This is a genomic window from Sphaerimonospora mesophila, assembly GCF_001417795.1.
GTDB lineage: Bacteria > Actinomycetota > Actinomycetes > Streptosporangiales > Streptosporangiaceae > Sphaerimonospora > Sphaerimonospora mesophila.
The window spans coordinates 261,139-277,079 of record NZ_BCBX01000036.1 but is presented as its reverse complement, the minus strand read 5'-3'; the positions used below and the strand labels follow the sequence as shown (position 1 = coordinate 277,079).

Here is a 15,941-nt window from a genome sequence, read left to right as displayed (position 1 = left end):
GCTCAGTTCTCCTCTCGGGTCACGCTGGATCGGTAGCGCGGCGAGGTGGCGAGCAGTTCCCGATGGGCGCCCTCCGCTCTCACCTCGCCGTCCTCGACGAACAGGACGTGGTCGGCCCGGTCGAGGACGAGCGGGCTGGTGGTGCAGACGAGTGTCGTACGGCCCGCGCGGGCCTTGCCGAGCCGGTCGGCGATGCGCGCCTCCGTGTGCGCATCGACGGCGCTGGTCGGCTCGACCAGGATGAGGATCTCCGGATCGGCGAGCAGCGCGCGGACGAGCCGCAGCCGCTGCCGCTGACCTCCGGAGAACTCCCGTCCGGCCTCCGCCACCTCGGCGTCCAGCCCCTCGGGCAGGGCCTCGACGATGTCCTCGGCGCACGCGCCGTACAGCGCCTGCCGCACCTCCTCGTCGGTGGCCGTCCCTCTGACGTCGAGCTCGTCGCGCAGCCGCCCGGTGAACAGCCTCGCCTCGTTGTCGGCCACCAGGATGTGCCGCCGCACGAGCGCGACCGGGAGCTCCGTGAGCGGCGTCCCGCCGAGCGTCACCTCGCCCGGCGCGTACCGGCCGAGCCGGTCGACGATCGTGATCGCGTCCTCCGGCACGGCCGCGGCCAGCGCGGTGAGCCGTCCGGGCCGTACGGCGACGCCGGACTCCTCATCGACCAGCACGCCATCGGACGGCCGGGGCGATGCCGGCGGGTCCTCATGGAGCGTTTCCGTGAGGCCCGGGGCGTCCTGGATCTCCGGCTCCATCGACAGGATGCGGCACACACGGCGCGCGGCCACATGACCCTTGGTGATCTTGTCGGCGGCCTCGGTGAGCGTCCTGATCGGGGCGATGAGGAACACCGCGTATCCGTAGAAGGCCACGAGCTGGCCGGCGCTGACCCGGCCGTCCAGCGCGAAACGCGCGGCCAGCCAGGTCACACAGGCGATGAGCAGGCCCGGCAGCAGGATCTCGGCTCCCGCCAGCATCGAGTCGACCGAGGCGACCCGGACGCCCGCATGCCGTACCCGCTGGGACTCCTCGCGGTAGCGTGCGGCGAACACCTGCTCGCCGCCGATGCCGCGCAGCACCCGCAGGCCTCCGACGATGTCCGCCGCGCGGGTCGCCAGCTCGCCCTGGAGATCACGCTGTCGGTTCTGCCGTCGATGCAGCGGGCGCAGCAGCGGACCGACCGCCACCGTAACCAGCGGCACGCCGACGAGCACGACGACCCCGAGGGCCGGCGAGGTGGTGATGAGGATCACCGTGACCGTGGCGATGGCGACGACCGCGCCACTGCCTCGCAGCAGGATGTCCATCGAACTGCCGAGGTGCGCGATGTCGGAGTTGCCGACGCTGACCACCTCGCCGGTGGACAGGCGCTTCGGGAGCGTGGCGCCCAGTCGGGTCGCCTGCCGCGTGGTGACCTGCACGGTTCGGTAGGCGGCCGAAAGCCAGTTGTACACGGCCATGCGATGCCGCAGCGCACCGGTCACGGCCTGCACGACGCCGAGGCCCAACACCGCCGCCGACCACCGGATGAGCGACCCGGTGTCCTTGGCGATCAGCGCGTCGATCGCCTTGCCGAGCGCCGCGGGAACGAGGGCCTGACCAAGCCACCACACGACCGCGAAGCCGATTCCGATGAGGACGAGACGCGCTTGGCCGCGCGCCAGCCACCAGAGATAGCCGATGGGGCCGCGGACATCCGGGGTGCCGGGATCGCCGGCGATCAGGGAGTGCATGACCGTTCCAGGCTCGCAAGATCGCAGGTGGGGGAGCAAATGGTTTTCTCGGCGCCCCTGAGCCGGATTCGCCGGAGCAGGACTCGCCGCAAGGCTGGCGTCAACGTTGGTTGACAACCGATAGGCGTCAACATAGGTTGACACCATGAGCGACACGGCGAAATTGGCCACGGACGCCGGAAGCCGAGATCCGGCGGTCGGCCTGCGTGCCGTACGGGCACTGCGGCTGCTGGTGGAGCGGCTGGAGGCGCTCCAGGTGGAGAACGCACGCGAAGCGGGATGGTCCTGGCAGGACATCGCGCTGTTGCTCGGCGTCTCACGCCAGGCGGTGCACAAGAAGTACGCGGGCGGACGAGGACTGCTGAGGCGGGAGAAGGAGTAGCGATGTTCGAACGGTTCACTGAGGATGCCCGGCAGGTGGTCAAGGGCGCCCAGGAGGAGGCCCGGGGCCTGCGCCACACCCACATCGGCACCGAGCACCTGCTGCTCGGCCTGATGCGGCAGCCGGAGATGCTGTCGGCGCGGGTGCTGAACGACCACGGACTCGACCACGGGCACGCGATCGCCACGGTCACGCGTCTCCTGGGCACCCCGGCCGGAGACCTGGACGCCGACGCGCTGGAGGCGATCGGCATCGACCTGTCGTCCGTACGGGAGAAGGTCGAGGCCGCCTTCGGCCCGGGCGCCCTCGACCGTCCGCCCAGCCGGGACCGGCGCAGGGCGCTGCTCAGCGGACGCCACATCCCCTTCACCTCCCGGGCCAAGAAGGTCCTGGAACTGTCGCTGCGCGAGGCGCTCGCGATGAAGCACAAGGACATCCGGGACGGTCACATCCTGCTCGGCCTGCTCCGGGAGGGCGAGGGCCTGGGCGTGCGGGTCATGACCGACGCCGGCATCGACCTGACCGCGCTGCGAGCGGCCCTCAGAGCCCGGCTGACCTGACTCCATTGGGCATGATCGCCGTAAGTCCCAAGATTTACGGCCCGCCCCCTCTGCGGGCATCGTCGCCCTCGCACATCGCCATCGCCGTGCGGTCCCGCCAGCGGGCCTCGCCACCGGAGAGATCCGCCGGGGGTCGCACGAGGAGGCGACCGGCGGACGTGTCGTGCCGCAGGCGCACGGTCGCTCGACCTCGCGGGATCTCCCGCCGCGATCTGGACTTCGCCGAGCCGGCCGACCGTGTCGGCGATGCCATGGCGATCGCGGTGTCCGTCGTCGAGACGGAGATCTCCACCGGCACCGGGTAGACGCCGTCCCGCCACGCTCCGGCGCCCTTGAGAATCCCTCGCGTCAGGACGCCCGCGAGGCCGTACATCAGGTGAAGCCATCCGTGGACGTGATGCTCCCGAAGCCCGGCCACCTGCAGATCAGGCAGCCCGAAGCGGGACATTCCGGTGGTCTCCAGGCCATAGCGTCCGTCGTCATCCAGGCAGACGTCGACGCCGACCCAATCCACAACCGGAAAGGCCTGCGGCGACGTCGCCGTCCTCGGCCGCCATTCCGGCGGCAGGAGGGCGGCCCGCCCGGTGTCGAGGAGCACGCCGCCGGTCAACTCCATGATCTGGTCGACCACCTCGGCGACGGCCCGGAGGTGAACCGGCGGCCAGCCGGACGCGGCGGCGCACGTGACGGCGAGGTGGCCGTCCGTGCGCTCCAGGAGCACCCCCACGAGCGGCTCCACCTCGGGTGAGCAGTGCGGGCACCTCAGCCGCGAGATGGTCCTGGCGAGAGCCGGATCGCGGGCGTCGATCTCCGCCAGCCGGAGGTCGACGCCGTCCGGCAGGCCGTCTCGCAGCCGGGCCGTCTCCGCCACCGACAGGGGTCGCTCCGGCGCGGCCACCACCAGCGTGGCGCTCACCGAAGCGGGGATGGACAGCGAAATTCGGGGGGTCATCGGCATGCCTTCCTGTGGCGGGAACGGAAGGCCCACATTCGCAGCCGCCGTACCCCCGCACCGGCCCGAACGCCGTTCTGTGGAAAACCTCGGACGCGTTTCCCCGGGCGTCCTCCGGTCAGGCGTCGAGGAAGACCGAGGTGTCGAGGATGAAGTCGACCGGCGCGGGAATGTGCGGTTTCTCGCCCATCCTCACCCGGATGACGGTCCGGCAGCCGGCCTCGGACGGTCGGAATGCACGCCGATCATCTTGGGCTCGGCCTCGGGATCGACGATCAGCGGCAGCGGCGCTCCGTACGGCTACCGCCCGATGCCGTGTTCGGATGGCGGCCCGCGATGAGGAGAAGGCGTGAGCCGTACATCGCCTCAGCTCACGCCGGCTCCCCCGTGACGCCTACGCCCCCGGCTGTGTCCTACGGCCGGGTCAGTACCTGTACCAGGTCGCGGCGTAGTAGCTCCCCCGGCCAGAGATGTGCTCACCGTCGACGCTGACCGGGTAGAAGCCCTTCTTGCCGTAGTAGTCGTGCTGCTTCTTCAGCTGTGACTGGCTCATGCCGTACCGGGTCCACCACTGCCCGGCCGCCCGGTGGAAGATCGCGGAGTAGGTGCCGTCGGGCGCGACGACGATCTGCTTGGGGAAGTAGCCCTTCTTGTCGTTCTTCTTGATGATCTTCTCCAGCTTGGCGGACGTGTAGCCGGTGACCCAGCCGTAGCCCGCCGACGACTGGTGCCAGATCGCGGCGTACCTGGTGTCGGAGGCCGTGCCGTACGCGGAGAGCGAGACCAGGGCGAGGCCCTTGGCCGACTGCTGCTTGTCGACCTGCTTGAACTTCGCCGCCGTCATGCCCCACTGGGCCTGCCAGCCGATGTTCCGCTTCTCGAAGACGCCAGCGAACACCGCGCCGTACCCGCCCCCGGAGGCCGAGATGATCGTGGGCGCGTAGCCCTTCTTCCGCAGGCTCTTGAGCTGCTTCTCGTACGTCTTCGCGGTGAGACCGTCGAGGCACCACCACGCGGGGCCGCCCGTCTTGACCCAAACGGCCGATAACCGCGAGCCGGTCACGCTGAGGGAGATCGGGCGATATCCCTTCTTCTCGAGCTGCTTGCCCTTCTTACGATGCTGTGCGGCGCCGTATCCGGAATACGTGTAGTAGGCCGGGCGGCCCAGCGCCGCCAGGCTCATCGGTGCGAGCGTCGCACTCGCGGTCACCGCCGCGGGCGCCGCCACCGCCGCCGCCGAGGCCGGGACCGGGGTCATCGTCATGGACAGCGCCAGGCCGACCGCGAGCGTCCCCGTGCCCAGCCTGCGCATCACGATGCCGGGCGTCTGCTTCGTACCTGTCGAACGTTTCATGGGAATGAATTCCCATAGCGAAGGTCAACGAGTCAACCGATCAATGTTCGGTCGCCTGACCCGCCGCCGATACGGCGTGAGCCGCACATCCCCGGGAGACGTACGGCTCACGCGGGCGCGGAAGGCCGGATCAGGAGGTCGGCGACGCCTTCAGATAGTCGGCGTTCATCTGAGCGATCGCGTCGAGCGGAATGCCCTTGGGGCAGACCGCCGTGCACTCGCCGGTGTTGGTGCAGCCGCCGAAGCCCTCGGCGTCCATCTGCTCGACCATCGCCTTGGCCCGCGAGGCGCGCTCCGGCTGCCCCTGCGGCAGCAGGCCCAGGTGGGTGATCTTGGCCGCGGTGAACAGGGAGGCCGAGCCGTTCGGGCAGGCGGCCACGCACGCGCCGCAGCCGATGCAGGTGGCGGCGTCGAACGCCGCGTCGGCCGCGTTCTTGGGCACCGGGATCGAGTGGGCGTCGGGCGCCGAGCCGGCCGGGACGGAGATGAAACCGCCGGCCTGGATGATCCGGTCGAAGGCCGACCGGTCCACCACCAGGTCCTTGATCACCGGGAACGGCGCGGCCCGCCACGGCTCGATGGTGACGGTGTCGCCGTCCTTGAAGTGCCGCATGTGGAGCTGGCAGGTGGTCGTGGCGCGCTGCTCACCGTGCGCGACGCCGTTGATGACCATGCCGCACATGCCGCAGATCCCCTCGCGGCAGTCGTGGTCGAAGGCGACGGGCTCCTCGCCGGCCAGGGTCAGCCGCTCGTTGAGTACGTCGAGCATCTCCAGGAAGGACATGTCCGGCGACACGTCCTCCACCTGGTAGGTCACCATGCGACCGCGGTCCTCCGGGCCGTCCTGGCGCCAGATCTTCAAGGTCAGGTTCATGCCGCGCCCGCTCACTTGTAGCTCCGCTGGGTCATCTTGACGTACTCGTAGTCGAGCTCTTCCTTGTGCAGGACCGGGCCGTCCGGCGTCCACTCCCACGCCGCGACGTAGGCGAAGTTGTCGTCGTCGCGCAGCGCCTCGCCGTCGGCGTCCTGCGACTCGGCCCGGAAGTGGCCGCCGCAGGACTCGCTGCGGTGCAGCGCGTCGACGCACATCAGCTCGGCCAGCTCGAAGAAGTCGGCGACCCGGCCGGCCCGCTCCAGCGCCTGGTTGAGGCCCTCGGAGTCGCCGGGCACCTTCACGTTGTTCCAGAACTCCTCGCGCAGCTCGGGGATCCGCTCCAGCGCCTTGCGCAGCGACTCCTCGGTGCGCTCCATGCCGCAGTGGTCCCACATGAGGCGACCCAGCTCGCGGTGGAAGGAGTCGGCGGTGCGGGTGCCGTTCACGGCGAGCAGCCTGCTGATCTTCTCCTTGACCCGGTCGACGGCCTCGTCGACCGCGTCCTGGTCCACCTGATCGAACGCGGTGGCGCCGGCCAGGTAGTCGCCGATCGTCGTCGGCAGCACGAAGTAGCCGTCGGCCAGGCCCTGCATGAGCGCCGACGCGCCGAGCCGGTTGGCGCCGTGGTCGGAGAAGTTGGCCTCACCGATCACGAACAGGCCGGGGATGGTGGACTGCAGGTCGTAGTCGACCCACAGGCCGCCCATGGTGTAGTGCACCGCCGGGTAGATGCGCATGGGCACCTCGTACGGATTCTCCCCGGTGATGCGCTCGTACATCTCGAAGAGGTTGCCGTACTTCTTCTCGACGGCTTCGCGGCCGAGCCGGGCGATGGCGTCGGCGAAGTCGAGGTAGACGCCGAGCCCGCCGGGTCCGACGCCGCGGCCCTCGTCGCAGACGTTCTTGGCGGCGCGGCTGGCGATGTCCCGGGGCACCAGGTTCCCGAAAGACGGATAAATCCGCTCGAGGTAGTAATCGCGCTCGTCCTCGGGGATCTGCGCCGGCGGCCGATCGTCGCCCTTGCGCAGCGGCACCCACACCCGGCCGTCGTTGCGCAGCGACTCCGACATCAGCGTCAGCTTCGACTGGTAGTCGCCGCTGACCGGAATGCAGGTCGGGTGGATCTGGGTGTAGCAGGGGTTGCCGAAGTAGGCGCCCCGCCGGTGGGCCCGCCAGATCGCCGTCGTGTTGCAGCCCTTGGCGTTGGTCGACAGATAGAACACGTTGCCGTACCCGCCGGTGGCGAGCACCACCGCGTCCGCCAGGTGCGTCTCGATCTCACCGGTGACCATGTCGCGGACCACGACGCCGCGCGCCCGGCCGCCGCTGACGATGAGCTCCAGCATCTCGTGGCGGGTGTGCATCTCGACGGTCCCCGCCGCCACCTGACGCTCCAGCGCCTGGTAGGCGCCGAGCAGGAGCTGCTGTCCCGTCTGCCCGCGGGCGTAGAACGTACGGGAGACCTGGGCGCCGCCGAACGACCTGGTGTCGAGCAGCCCGCCGTACTCCCGGGCGAACGGCACGCCCTGCGCCACGGCCTGGTCGATGATGTTCACGCTGACCTGGGCGAGGCGGTAGACGTTCGACTCGCGCGAGCGGAAGTCGCCGCCCTTGACCGTGTCGTAGAACAGCCGGAAGACCGAGTCGCCGTCGCCGCGGTAGTTCTTGGCCGCGTTGATGCCGCCCTGGGCGGCGATGCTGTGCGCCCGGCGCGGCGAGTCCTGATAGCAGAACGACTTGACGTTGTAGCCGAGCTCGCCCAGCGTCGCCGCCGCCGAGCCCCCGGCCAGGCCGGTGCCGACCACGATGACGTTCAGCTTGCGCTTGTTGGCCGGGTTGACCAGCTTGGCCTCGAACCTACGGGTGTCCCAGCGCTCCTCGATCGGCCCCGCGGGGGCCTTGGTGTCCGCGATCGGTGCGCCGACACGCCATTCGCCGGCCCGCCTGAGGATGCCGCTCACTTGATCACTCCGATCATCACCGCGACGGGTGCCGCCAGGAAGCCCACGACCAGCACCAGAGCCACCACGCCCGCCAGTGCGCGCAGCGGGCGATGGCTCCGGCCGCGCGCCAGCCCGAGCGTCTGGAAGGCGCTCCACACCCCGTGCCTGAGGTGCAGGCCGACCATGACGAGGGCGATCACATAGAAAGCGGTCACCCACCAGCGCGAGGGCGCGAAGCCCGCCACCATCCGGTCGTACGGCGTGGCCGCGTGGCCCTCGGGATTGACCACGCCGAGGGTCATGTCGAGCAGATGCCACACGACGAACAGCGCGATGACGATCCCGCCGTACCGCATCACGTGCGTCGCGTAACCGGACGCCTGCGACCTGCGCCGCGCGGCGTACTTCACCGGCCTGGCGCGTGCGGCCCGCCGGGCCAGCGACACCGCCGACCACATGTGCAGCACCACGGCGACCACGAGCACGATCTCGGTGATCGTCAGCATCGTACGGCCCGGCAGCGCGGGCTCACCGGCCGTGCGCAGCCACTCGGCATAGCCGTTGAACGAGTCGGCGCCCAGGAAGATCTTCAGGTTCCCGAGCATGTGACCGATCAGGAAGAGCACCAGGACGGCACCGGTGACCGCCATGACGGCCTTTTTGCCGTTCGTGGAGGAAAGGAACCGAACCGGGAACCCGGAGCGTCTCCTGGGCGTTGGCACAGGAGCGGGCGCGGCCGGCACGGGGACAGGCGCGGTGGCCTGCCCACGCTCGATCGCGTGGTCAACAGTCGCAGTCATATCTGTCCACGCTAAGAACGGACATTCCACGCGTCCAAGTCATGGTGGGACTGGTTTCGATAGCCGGGGGCTATGTCCTCTGTCCCGCGCTGTTGCGGCGAGGTTCACGACCTGGCCCGTTGCGAGCTAAATCACACCCCCGCGCTTACTTTCGGCCCCGCCGTCCCTGACCTTCGGCCCTTGCGCACCCTCCCTCGGATCGGCTCCGGCCATAGCCGTACGCTATGAGAAGTGCAGCTCCAGCAACTCGCGTATTTCCTGGCCGTGGCCGAAACCCGGCACTTCACCCAGGCGGCCGAGCGGATGCGGGTGGCGCAGCCTTCGCTGAGCAAGCAGATCAAGGTGCTGGAGACGGAGCTGGGGGCCCCGCTGTTCAGCCGGGCCCGGGGCAACGTGACGCTCACGGCGGCCGGGGAGGCGCTGCTCCCGCTGGCGCGCCGCATGCTCGCCGACGCCGAGACCGCGCGGCGGGAGATAGCGGAGCTCGTGGGGCTGCGCAGAGGCCGGGTGCGGCTCGGAGCCACGCCGTCCCTGTGCGCCGGGCTGCTCGCCGACGCGCTGGCCCGTTTCCACCGCAGCTATCCGGGTGTGGAGCTTCTGGTCGAGGAGAGCGGCTCACGCGATCTCGTACGCGACCTCGCCAGGGGGCAGCTCGACCTGGCGCTCATCATCCTGCCGCTGCAGAGCACGGATCCGGCCCTGGTCACCGAGGAGATCCTCCGGGAGAACCTCGTGGTGGCCGCCTCCACCACGGCGGCCCCCGCTGCGGCCGCGCCGGTCACCGGACGGCGTAAGCCGCACGTGCGCATCCAGGACCTGCGCGGACGTCCGATGGTGATGTTCCGGCGGGGATACGACGTGCGGGAGGCGACGCTCGCCGCGTGCCGTCAGGCGGGGTTCGAGCCGCGGTTCTCGGTGGAGGGCGGCGAGATGGACGCGGTGCTGCGGTTCGTCGAGGCCGGGCTGGGGATCGCGGTCGTCCCCTCGATGGTGCTGGACGGCAGGCCCAACCTGGTGGGCACACCGCTGGTCCCCCGGCTGCGCAGGACCGTGGCGCTGGCCAACCGCAAGGACGTCGAACCGACCCGGGCGGCCCAGGCATTCCGCGCCACCCTGCTGGACTTCCTGACCGAGGCGGACCGGGACGGCACCCTGCCGCAGGGTATAGAGGCGCTCATACCAGACGGGCCGAGTTCGTGAATCCAGACGGAGTCACTAGGGTGGGTCGATGAGGCCGTGATTTTCGTCACCAGGCGGCCTCGTCAGAGTCCGAGTACACGTGAAACACAGGTGAGCCGAGCCGAACTGCCAAGGGAAGTGACGGGAATCACACACAGGAAGCGTGACCCTCCTCACAGTTCGTGATCCGCCCGTCGTAATGTTTCCTCCACCAATGCGCGCACGGCCACAAGCAGTTCGGCGCGAGAACTCCGGCGTGCGCGGAGTCAGTTAGGTGGAAGGTCTCCGATGACCCAGACAACGGCCGAGAGCCCGGTCAGGAAACAACGCGCGCAGCTGAAGACGCGCACTCTTCGTACCGACAGGTGGTGGCTGGCCCCGGGGCTGACGTTCGCGGGGCTCCTGGTATTCCTGATCTACGGATTTTGGGCGATCTTCGACACCAGTCATCTCGCCGGATCGTACATCGCCCCCTTCTCGTCGCCCTGCCTGGCGACCTCGTGTCCTGAGGGGGCCCGCCTCTTCGGCTTCGCGCCGTTCGGCGACTGGTACACGCTGCCGCCCGGGATCCTGATCCTGGGCCTGCCCGGTGGTTTCCGGCTGACGTGCTACTACTACCGCAAGGCGTACTACCGGTCGTACTGGCTGTCCCCGCCCGCCTGCGGGGTGGCCGAGCCGCACAAGAAGTACACCGGTGAGACCCGCTTCCCGCTGATCCTCCAGAACATCCACCGCTACTTCTTCTACTTCGGTGCCGTCATCGCGCTGATCCTGACGTACGACGCGGTGCTCGCGTTCCGCGACAAGGACGGCAACTGGGGGCACGTGGGCCTCGGCACGATCATCCTCGTGATCAACGCGATCCTGATCCTCTGCTACACCTTCGGCTGCCACTCCTGCCGCCACATCACGGCCGGCCGGCTGAACCACTTCTCCAAGCACCCGCTGCGCTACCGGGCCTGGACCCTCGTGTCGAAGCTCAACGCCAAGCACCAGCAGTTCGCCTGGGCGTCGCTGTTCTCGGTCATGCTGGCGGACCTCTACGTGCGGCTGGTCGCCAAGGGCATCATCAACTTCCCGTTCGCTTAAGGATCTCAAGGTGGAGCGTCACGAATACGACGTCGTCGTCATCGGAGCCGGTGGAGCCGGGCTCCGCGCGGCGATCGAGGCACGGCAGCAGGGCAAGCGGACGGCCATCGTCTGTAAGTCGCTGTTCGGCAAGGCCCACACGGTCATGGCCGAGGGCGGCGCCGCCGCCGCGATGGGCAACGTCAATCCCAACGACAACTGGATGGTCCACTTCCGCGACACGATGCGCGGGGGCAAGTTCCTGAACAACTGGCGGATGGCCGAGCTGCACGCCAAGGAGGCGCCCGACCGGGTCTGGGAACTGGAGGCGTGGGGCGCGCTGTTCGACCGCACGAAGGACGGCAAGATCAGCCAGCGGAACTTCGGCGGCCACGAGTACCCGCGTCTGGCCCACGTCGGCGACCGCACCGGCCTGGAGATGATCCGTACGCTCCAGCAGCGCGTCGTCGCCCTCCAGCAGGAGGACGAGAAGCTGCACGGCGACTTTGAGGCGTACATCAAGGTGTTCGCCGAGTGCACGGTCACGCGGCTGCTCAAGGACGAGGAGACCGGCGCGATCGCGGGGGCCTTCGGCTACCGGCGCGAGACCGGCGACTTCATCGTGTTCGACGCCCCGGCGGTGGTGCTGGCGACCGGCGGCATCGGCAAGTCGTTCGTGGTCACCTCGAACTCCTGGGAGTACACCGGCGACGGGCACGCGCTGGCCCTGCTGGCGGGCGCGAAGCTCATCAACATGGAGTTCATCCAGTTCCACCCGACCGGCATGGTGTGGCCGCCGTCGGTGCGCGGCATCCTGGTCACCGAGTCGGTACGCGGCGACGGCGGCGTGCTGCGCAACTCCGAGGGCCGCCGGTTCATGTTCGACTACGTCCCGGACGTGTTCAAGAGCCACTACGCCCCGACCGAGGAGGAGGCGGACCGCTGGTACACCGACCAGGCGAACAACCGCCGCCCGCCGGAGCTGCTGCCGCGTGACGAGGTGGCCCGGGCGATCAACTCGGAGGTGAAGGCCGGGCGTGGGTCACCCCAGGGCGGTGTGTTCCTGGACGTCTCCACCCGGCTGCCGGCTGAGGAGATCACCCGGCGGCTGCCGTCGATGTACCACCAGTTCAAGGAGCTGGCGGACGTCGACATCACCGCCGAGCCCATGCAGGTCGGCCCGACCTGCCACTACGTGATGGGCGGCGTGGAGGTCGACGCGGACACCCAGGCCGCCTCGGTGCCCGGCCTGTTCGCCGCAGGCGAGGTGTCCGGCGGCATGCACGGTTCCAACCGCCTCGGCGGCAACTCCCTGTCCGACCTGCTGGTCTTCGGCCGCCGGGCGGGTGCCGGCGCCGCCGCGTACGTGAACGGTCTGAGCAGGCGTCCGGTCCCGTCGGGCGTCGAGGAGGCCAAGGCCGAGGCCCTCGAACCGCTGGAGCGGACCGGCGGCGAGAATCCGTACGAGGTCCATCACGAGCTGCAGCGCACGATGAACGACCTCGTCGGCATCATCCGCAAGGCGGAGGAGATGAACGAGGCGCTGCAGGCGATCGAGAAGCTCAAGGAGCGGGCGAACAACACCGCCTCGGCGGGCAGCCGGATCTACAACCCCGGCTGGCACCTCGCGATCGACCTGCGGAACATGCTGCTGGTGAGCGAGTGCGTGGCCCGGGCCGCGCTGCTGCGCGAGGAGAGCCGTGGCGGGCACACCCGTGACGACTTCCCGACCATGTCGGCGGAGTGGCGGCGCAAGCTGCTCGTGTGCTCTGCCGCCCCGGACGGCTCGAACGTGCTGGTGGAGGAGAAGGCGCAGCCGTCGATGCGCGGTGACCTCATCTCCCTGTTCGAGCGCTCCGAACTGGAGAAATACCTCACCGAGGACGAGCTGGCGGAGTACGACGCCGCGGTCAAGGAGTCGTGATGGGATACAAGGCGAAGTTCCGCGTCTGGCGCGGCGAGGCCGGTGAAGGACGGCTGGAGGACTTCACGGTGGAGGTGAACGAGGGCGAGGTCGTCCTCGACATCATCCACCGGCTGCAGGCCACCCAGGCTCCCGACCTCGCGGTCCGGTGGAACTGCAAGGCGGGCAAGTGCGGCTCGTGCTCGATGGAGATCAACGGCAAGCCGCGGCTGGGCTGCATGACCCGGATGTCCACGTTCGAAGAGGACGAGACGATCACCGTCACGCCGCTGCGGACGTTCCCCGTCATCAAGGACCTGGTCTGCGACGTCTCGTTCAACTACGAGAAGGCACGCGAGATCCCGTCGTTCACGCCGCCCGCCGATGTCAAGCCGGGCGAGTACCGCATGCAGCAGGTCGACGTGCAGCGGTCGCAGGAGTTCCGCAAGTGCATCGAGTGCTTCTTGTGCCAGAACGTCTGCCACGTGATCCGCGACCATGAGGAGAACAAGAAGGCCTTCGCCGGTCCTCGCTACTTCATCCGGATCGCCGAGCTCGACATGCATCCGTACGACGTGCAGGACCGCCGCCCGCAGACCGCCCAGGAGGAGCACGGGCTCGGCTTCTGCAACATCACCAAGTGCTGCACCGAGGTCTGTCCCGAGCACATCAAGATCACCGACAACGCGATCATTCCGGTGAAGGAGCGCGTCGTCGACCGGAAGTACGACCCGCTGGTGTGGCTCGGCTCGAAGATCTTCAAGCGTTCGAGCTGATCGACACCGCATGGACCGCCTGGTCCTCGAGAGGCACCAGGTTGTGATCTCGCGAAAGCCGCCACGCAGTCGACCTGCATGGCGGCTTTCGGTCTTGTGGGACCAGCACCGCGTACATCTGCGAGTGCCGTCAGGCGTCCCGATATCTGTCCCGGACCTCGGGGAGTCGCCGGAAGCCGGCCGACTCGTAGGTGGCCACGGCACCGACATTGGAGCTCGGGGTGCAGACGATCGCGCTCGACGAGCCCAGCTCCCGGAGCGCGGCCGCAGCGGCGAGGGTGATCGCCCTGCCGTGGCCGTGACCGCGATGTTCCCGGTGCACGCCCATCGGCTCGAGCAACCCGGGCTTACCCGGACCGGCCGACCACACCGTCACCGCCGCCACCGCGTCGCCCTGGTCGTCGTATGCGACCAGGCACCGGGCGCCGGCGTACGGCGGTCCTGCCGCCATCGCGTGCCAGCGCTCGTCCGTGAACGTCGACCCGTCGAACGATGCCCTCTGTACGGCGGCCCGCACGTGCGCCTGCTCCGGCCCGATCACCTCGATCCGCACGCCCGGATCCTTCACCGGCTCTGTGAGATCGCGGCGCAGCGGCGTCCACGGCTCGTCGGTGTTCCAGCCGTTCTCGGCCAGCAGATCTTGGACCAGTGCATGCATGGGTGCTTCGATGTTCACCTTCCCCTCGATCAGCACGCCGCGCTCCGGCTCGGTCACGTCCTCGACCAGTCGCTGTGCCAGCTCCTCGTTCCGCTGAGCGTCCGGCGCGATCGTCAGCCGCAACAGCTCGGGCTGGTCCAGCAGCCCGATGGCGAGAATCCGTCCGTCCCGGCTCCACGTCCGGACCGCTGCGGCCGTCGCCTCCGCGCCGAACCGCCAGAACCACCCCAGGTCCCCGGGATGCAGTTGCATCGGCGCCCCGTCGTGCTGCCACTCCCGCAGCACGCCCACGACCTCGCCGAGCTCGTCGACTTCCGGCTCACCCAACACGATCGTCATACTTCCGATCACACACCACCACGCCGGCGGTCCGCATCCGATTTCCGGCCGGTCGGCGTGCCGGCGGATTCGGGAAGGGGGCACGAGAGGGTCGGCGACGCCGCAGGTCGTCGTGGGAATGCCCGTCCCCGGTCAGCGCGACCAGCGATCGCAGGGCCGCCGACGGGGACCCGAAACTGAAGATCCCCGAGCGGCGGGCCTGGGGAGATCAACCGCTGGAGCAGCTGATGCCGGTGGGAGAGGCGGTGGCGTCGCCGTTGGCGAGGTAGCCGAACGTGGTGGTGCCGTTGGCGGGGATCGTGCCGTTGTAGGAGGCGTTCCGGACGCTGACCGTGCCGGTGGTGCCGTTGTTGATCCCGTTCCACAGGTTCGTGATGCTCTGGCCGGAGGGCAGGGTCATGCCTACCGTCCAGCCGTTGATCGCCGCCGATCCGCTGTTACTGACCGTCACCTCCGCCTGGAAGCCGCCCGGCCAGCTGTTGATCGTCCGATATGTCGCGGCACAGCCCTGCCCCGGAGGCGTCGGGCTCGGCGTGGGAGTCGGCGTGGGAGTGGGAGTCGGTGTGGGAGTGGGAGTGGGCGTGGGAGTGGGGGATGGGGAGGGTGAGCTGCCGTCCAGGCCGAAGAAGCGGATGGCGTAGATGGCCATCCCGCGGTGTGGCAGGTCGTGGCCGGCTCCGTTGATGGTGTAGGCCTCGACCTGGCCGGAGCCGAAGACCCGCCGGGTCCAGCCGGACTGCGGGCTGCTGGTGGAGGTGGGGGTCTGGCTGATTCCCCACACGTTCGTCCACTGGTCGACTTCCTTCTGCAGCATGCTGTAGTTCAGCACGTTGTCGTTGGTGCCGTGCCAGGCCGTCACGCGCGGCCGGGGTCCGGTGTAGCCGGGGTAGGCGTTGCGCACCAGATCACCCCACTGCTGGGGCGTCTTGTCACCGCACCCCGCAGGCCCGAGACAGCCGAAGGGCACGCCGGAGAACGGCGCGCCGGCCTTGAAGACGTCCGGGTAGGTGGCCAGCAGGTTGTTGGTCTCCATCGCGCCCGAGGAGAAACCGGTGGCGAACACCCGGTCGGGGTCACCGTTGTAGCGCTGCTTGACGTAGTCGACCATGGAGACGATCGAGACCGGGTCGCTGCCGCCACCGTGGCGCAGGGCCTCGTTCGACCAGACGTCGAAGCAGTTCGACAGGCCGTTGGCGCTCTTGTTCGCCTGCGGGTAGATGACGACGAAGCCGTACTGGTCGGCCAGCGACGCGAACTCGGTGCCCTGGTAGAAGCCGGACGCCGTGCCGTTGCAGCCGTGCATCGCCACCAGGATGCCCGGACGGGCCGCGACCTGGTTCGGGACGTACAGGTACATCCGGATGTTGCCGGGGTTCGTGCCGAAGTTGGTCACCTCGGTCAGGCCCGCCGCCGACGCCTGCGG

Annotated in this window: 14 protein-coding genes and 1 pseudogene; 7 read left to right on the top strand and 8 right to left on the bottom strand. The window is 69.1% G+C overall.

The genetic code is table 11. The features are described from left to right. Nucleotides 1-2: 2 nt before the first annotated feature. On the bottom strand, nucleotides 3-1,730 hold the full coding sequence (locus AP234_RS17145) for an ABC transporter ATP-binding protein (RefSeq protein ID WP_055480654.1): 1,728 nt from the start codon (nucleotides 1,728-1,730) through the stop codon (nucleotides 3-5). Nucleotides 1,731-1,875: 145 nt separating this feature from the next. On the opposite strand from AP234_RS17145, the gene AP234_RS17140 reads away from it, so the two are divergent. The 3 genes and pseudogenes from AP234_RS17140 to AP234_RS17135 all read left to right on the top strand — a co-directional run bounded on the left by AP234_RS17140 (nucleotide 1,876) and on the right by AP234_RS17135 (nucleotide 2,672). Then, entirely contained in the window at nucleotides 1,876-2,112 is a 237-nt protein-coding gene (locus tag AP234_RS17140; protein WP_055480653.1) for a hypothetical protein, read from the top strand. 2 nt (nucleotides 2,113-2,114) lie between these two features. Continuing rightward, a pseudogene (locus AP234_RS39560) lies at nucleotides 2,115-2,232 on the top strand (Clp protease N-terminal domain-containing protein); the annotation flags it as partial. Next, complete coding sequence (locus tag AP234_RS17135; RefSeq protein ID WP_431998753.1) at nucleotides 2,226-2,672, top strand: Clp protease N-terminal domain-containing protein; 447 nt, start codon at nucleotides 2,226-2,228, stop codon at nucleotides 2,670-2,672. The pseudogene AP234_RS39560 and the gene AP234_RS17135, both read left to right, overlap by 7 nt. Nucleotides 2,673-2,706: 34 nt before the next feature. On the opposite strand, the gene AP234_RS17130 is transcribed toward AP234_RS17135, so the two are convergent. The 5 genes from AP234_RS17130 to AP234_RS17110 form a co-directional block, all read right to left on the bottom strand. Continuing rightward, nucleotides 2,707-3,624: a hypothetical protein gene (locus tag AP234_RS17130; protein ID WP_152990457.1), complete on the bottom strand. Its 918-nt coding sequence runs from the start codon at nucleotides 3,622-3,624 to the stop codon at nucleotides 2,707-2,709. Between the two features lie 424 nt (nucleotides 3,625-4,048). Further along, nucleotides 4,049-4,978, bottom strand: coding sequence for a hypothetical protein (locus tag AP234_RS17125; protein ID WP_055480650.1), 930 nt, complete (start codon nucleotides 4,976-4,978; stop codon nucleotides 4,049-4,051). A gap of 130 nt (nucleotides 4,979-5,108) precedes the next feature. Further along, nucleotides 5,109-5,852 (bottom strand): succinate dehydrogenase/fumarate reductase iron-sulfur subunit, encoded by a 744-nt coding sequence (locus AP234_RS17120; RefSeq protein ID WP_055480649.1) that lies wholly within the window; start codon nucleotides 5,850-5,852, stop codon nucleotides 5,109-5,111. Nucleotides 5,853-5,863: 11 nt separating this feature from the next. Then, nucleotides 5,864-7,813: a fumarate reductase/succinate dehydrogenase flavoprotein subunit gene (locus AP234_RS17115; RefSeq protein WP_235558206.1), complete on the bottom strand. Its 1,950-nt coding sequence runs from the start codon at nucleotides 7,811-7,813 to the stop codon at nucleotides 5,864-5,866. Next, the gene (locus AP234_RS17110; protein ID WP_083502183.1) at nucleotides 7,810-8,595 is read right to left on the bottom strand and encodes a succinate dehydrogenase cytochrome b subunit; all 786 of its coding nucleotides are present in this window, start codon (nucleotides 8,593-8,595) and stop codon (nucleotides 7,810-7,812) included. Before AP234_RS17110 ends, AP234_RS17115 begins: the two co-directional genes overlap by 4 nt. A gap of 231 nt (nucleotides 8,596-8,826) precedes the next feature. On the opposite strand from AP234_RS17110, the gene AP234_RS17105 reads away from it, so the two are divergent. The 4 genes from AP234_RS17105 (at nucleotide 8,827) to AP234_RS17090 (ending at nucleotide 13,521) form a co-directional block, all read left to right on the top strand. After that, nucleotides 8,827-9,795 carry a LysR substrate-binding domain-containing protein gene (locus AP234_RS17105; protein WP_055480647.1) on the top strand — a complete coding sequence of 323 codons (969 nt, stop codon included), beginning with the start codon at nucleotides 8,827-8,829 and terminating at the stop codon, nucleotides 9,793-9,795. A gap of 267 nt (nucleotides 9,796-10,062) precedes the next feature. Beyond that, the gene (locus AP234_RS17100) at nucleotides 10,063-10,863 is read left to right on the top strand and encodes a hypothetical protein (RefSeq protein ID WP_055480646.1); all 801 of its coding nucleotides are present in this window, start codon (nucleotides 10,063-10,065) and stop codon (nucleotides 10,861-10,863) included. Nucleotides 10,864-10,873: 10 nt separating this feature from the next. Beyond that, a complete protein-coding gene (locus AP234_RS17095) occupies nucleotides 10,874-12,766 on the top strand; it encodes a fumarate reductase/succinate dehydrogenase flavoprotein subunit (protein ID WP_055480645.1) in 1,893 nt (630 codons plus the stop codon). Next, complete coding sequence (locus tag AP234_RS17090) at nucleotides 12,766-13,521, top strand: succinate dehydrogenase/fumarate reductase iron-sulfur subunit (RefSeq protein ID WP_055480644.1); 756 nt, start codon at nucleotides 12,766-12,768, stop codon at nucleotides 13,519-13,521. The genes AP234_RS17095 and AP234_RS17090 overlap by 1 nt, the downstream gene beginning before the upstream one ends. Before the next feature lie 130 nt (nucleotides 13,522-13,651). On the opposite strand, the gene AP234_RS17085 is transcribed toward AP234_RS17090, so the two are convergent. Both AP234_RS17085 and AP234_RS17080 read right to left on the bottom strand, forming a co-directional pair. Then, entirely contained in the window at nucleotides 13,652-14,518 is an 867-nt protein-coding gene (locus AP234_RS17085) for a GNAT family N-acetyltransferase (protein ID WP_055480643.1), read from the bottom strand. 208 nt (nucleotides 14,519-14,726) lie between these two features. Beyond that, a partial coding sequence (locus AP234_RS17080; RefSeq protein WP_055480777.1) for an extracellular catalytic domain type 1 short-chain-length polyhydroxyalkanoate depolymerase occupies nucleotides 14,727-15,941 on the bottom strand: 1,215 nt, incomplete at its 5' end.

Bases quoted from the DNA above. Each gene is read 5' to 3' on its own strand.
- AP234_RS17090 (WP_055480644.1), top strand. From the start codon at position 12,766: ATGGGATACAAGGCGAAGTTCCGCGTCTGGCGCGGCGAGGCCGGTGAA.
- AP234_RS17145 (WP_055480654.1), bottom strand. From the start codon at position 1,730: ATGCACTCCCTGATCGCCGGCGATCCCGGCACCCCGGATGTCCGCGGC.
- AP234_RS17110 (WP_083502183.1), bottom strand. From the start codon at position 8,595: ATGACTGCGACTGTTGACCACGCGATCGAGCGTGGGCAGGCCACCGCG.
- AP234_RS17100 (WP_055480646.1), top strand. From the start codon at position 10,063: ATGACCCAGACAACGGCCGAGAGCCCGGTCAGGAAACAACGCGCGCAG.
- AP234_RS17135 (WP_431998753.1), top strand. From the start codon at position 2,226: ATGCGGCAGCCGGAGATGCTGTCGGCGCGGGTGCTGAACGACCACGGA.
- AP234_RS17125 (WP_055480650.1), bottom strand. From the start codon at position 4,978: ATGAAACGTTCGACAGGTACGAAGCAGACGCCCGGCATCGTGATGCGC.
- AP234_RS17085 (WP_055480643.1), bottom strand. From the start codon at position 14,518: ATGACGATCGTGTTGGGTGAGCCGGAAGTCGACGAGCTCGGCGAGGTC.
- AP234_RS17120 (WP_055480649.1), bottom strand. From the start codon at position 5,852: ATGAACCTGACCTTGAAGATCTGGCGCCAGGACGGCCCGGAGGACCGC.
- AP234_RS17140 (WP_055480653.1), top strand. From the start codon at position 1,876: ATGAGCGACACGGCGAAATTGGCCACGGACGCCGGAAGCCGAGATCCG.
- AP234_RS17130 (WP_152990457.1), bottom strand. From the start codon at position 3,624: ATGACCCCCCGAATTTCGCTGTCCATCCCCGCTTCGGTGAGCGCCACG.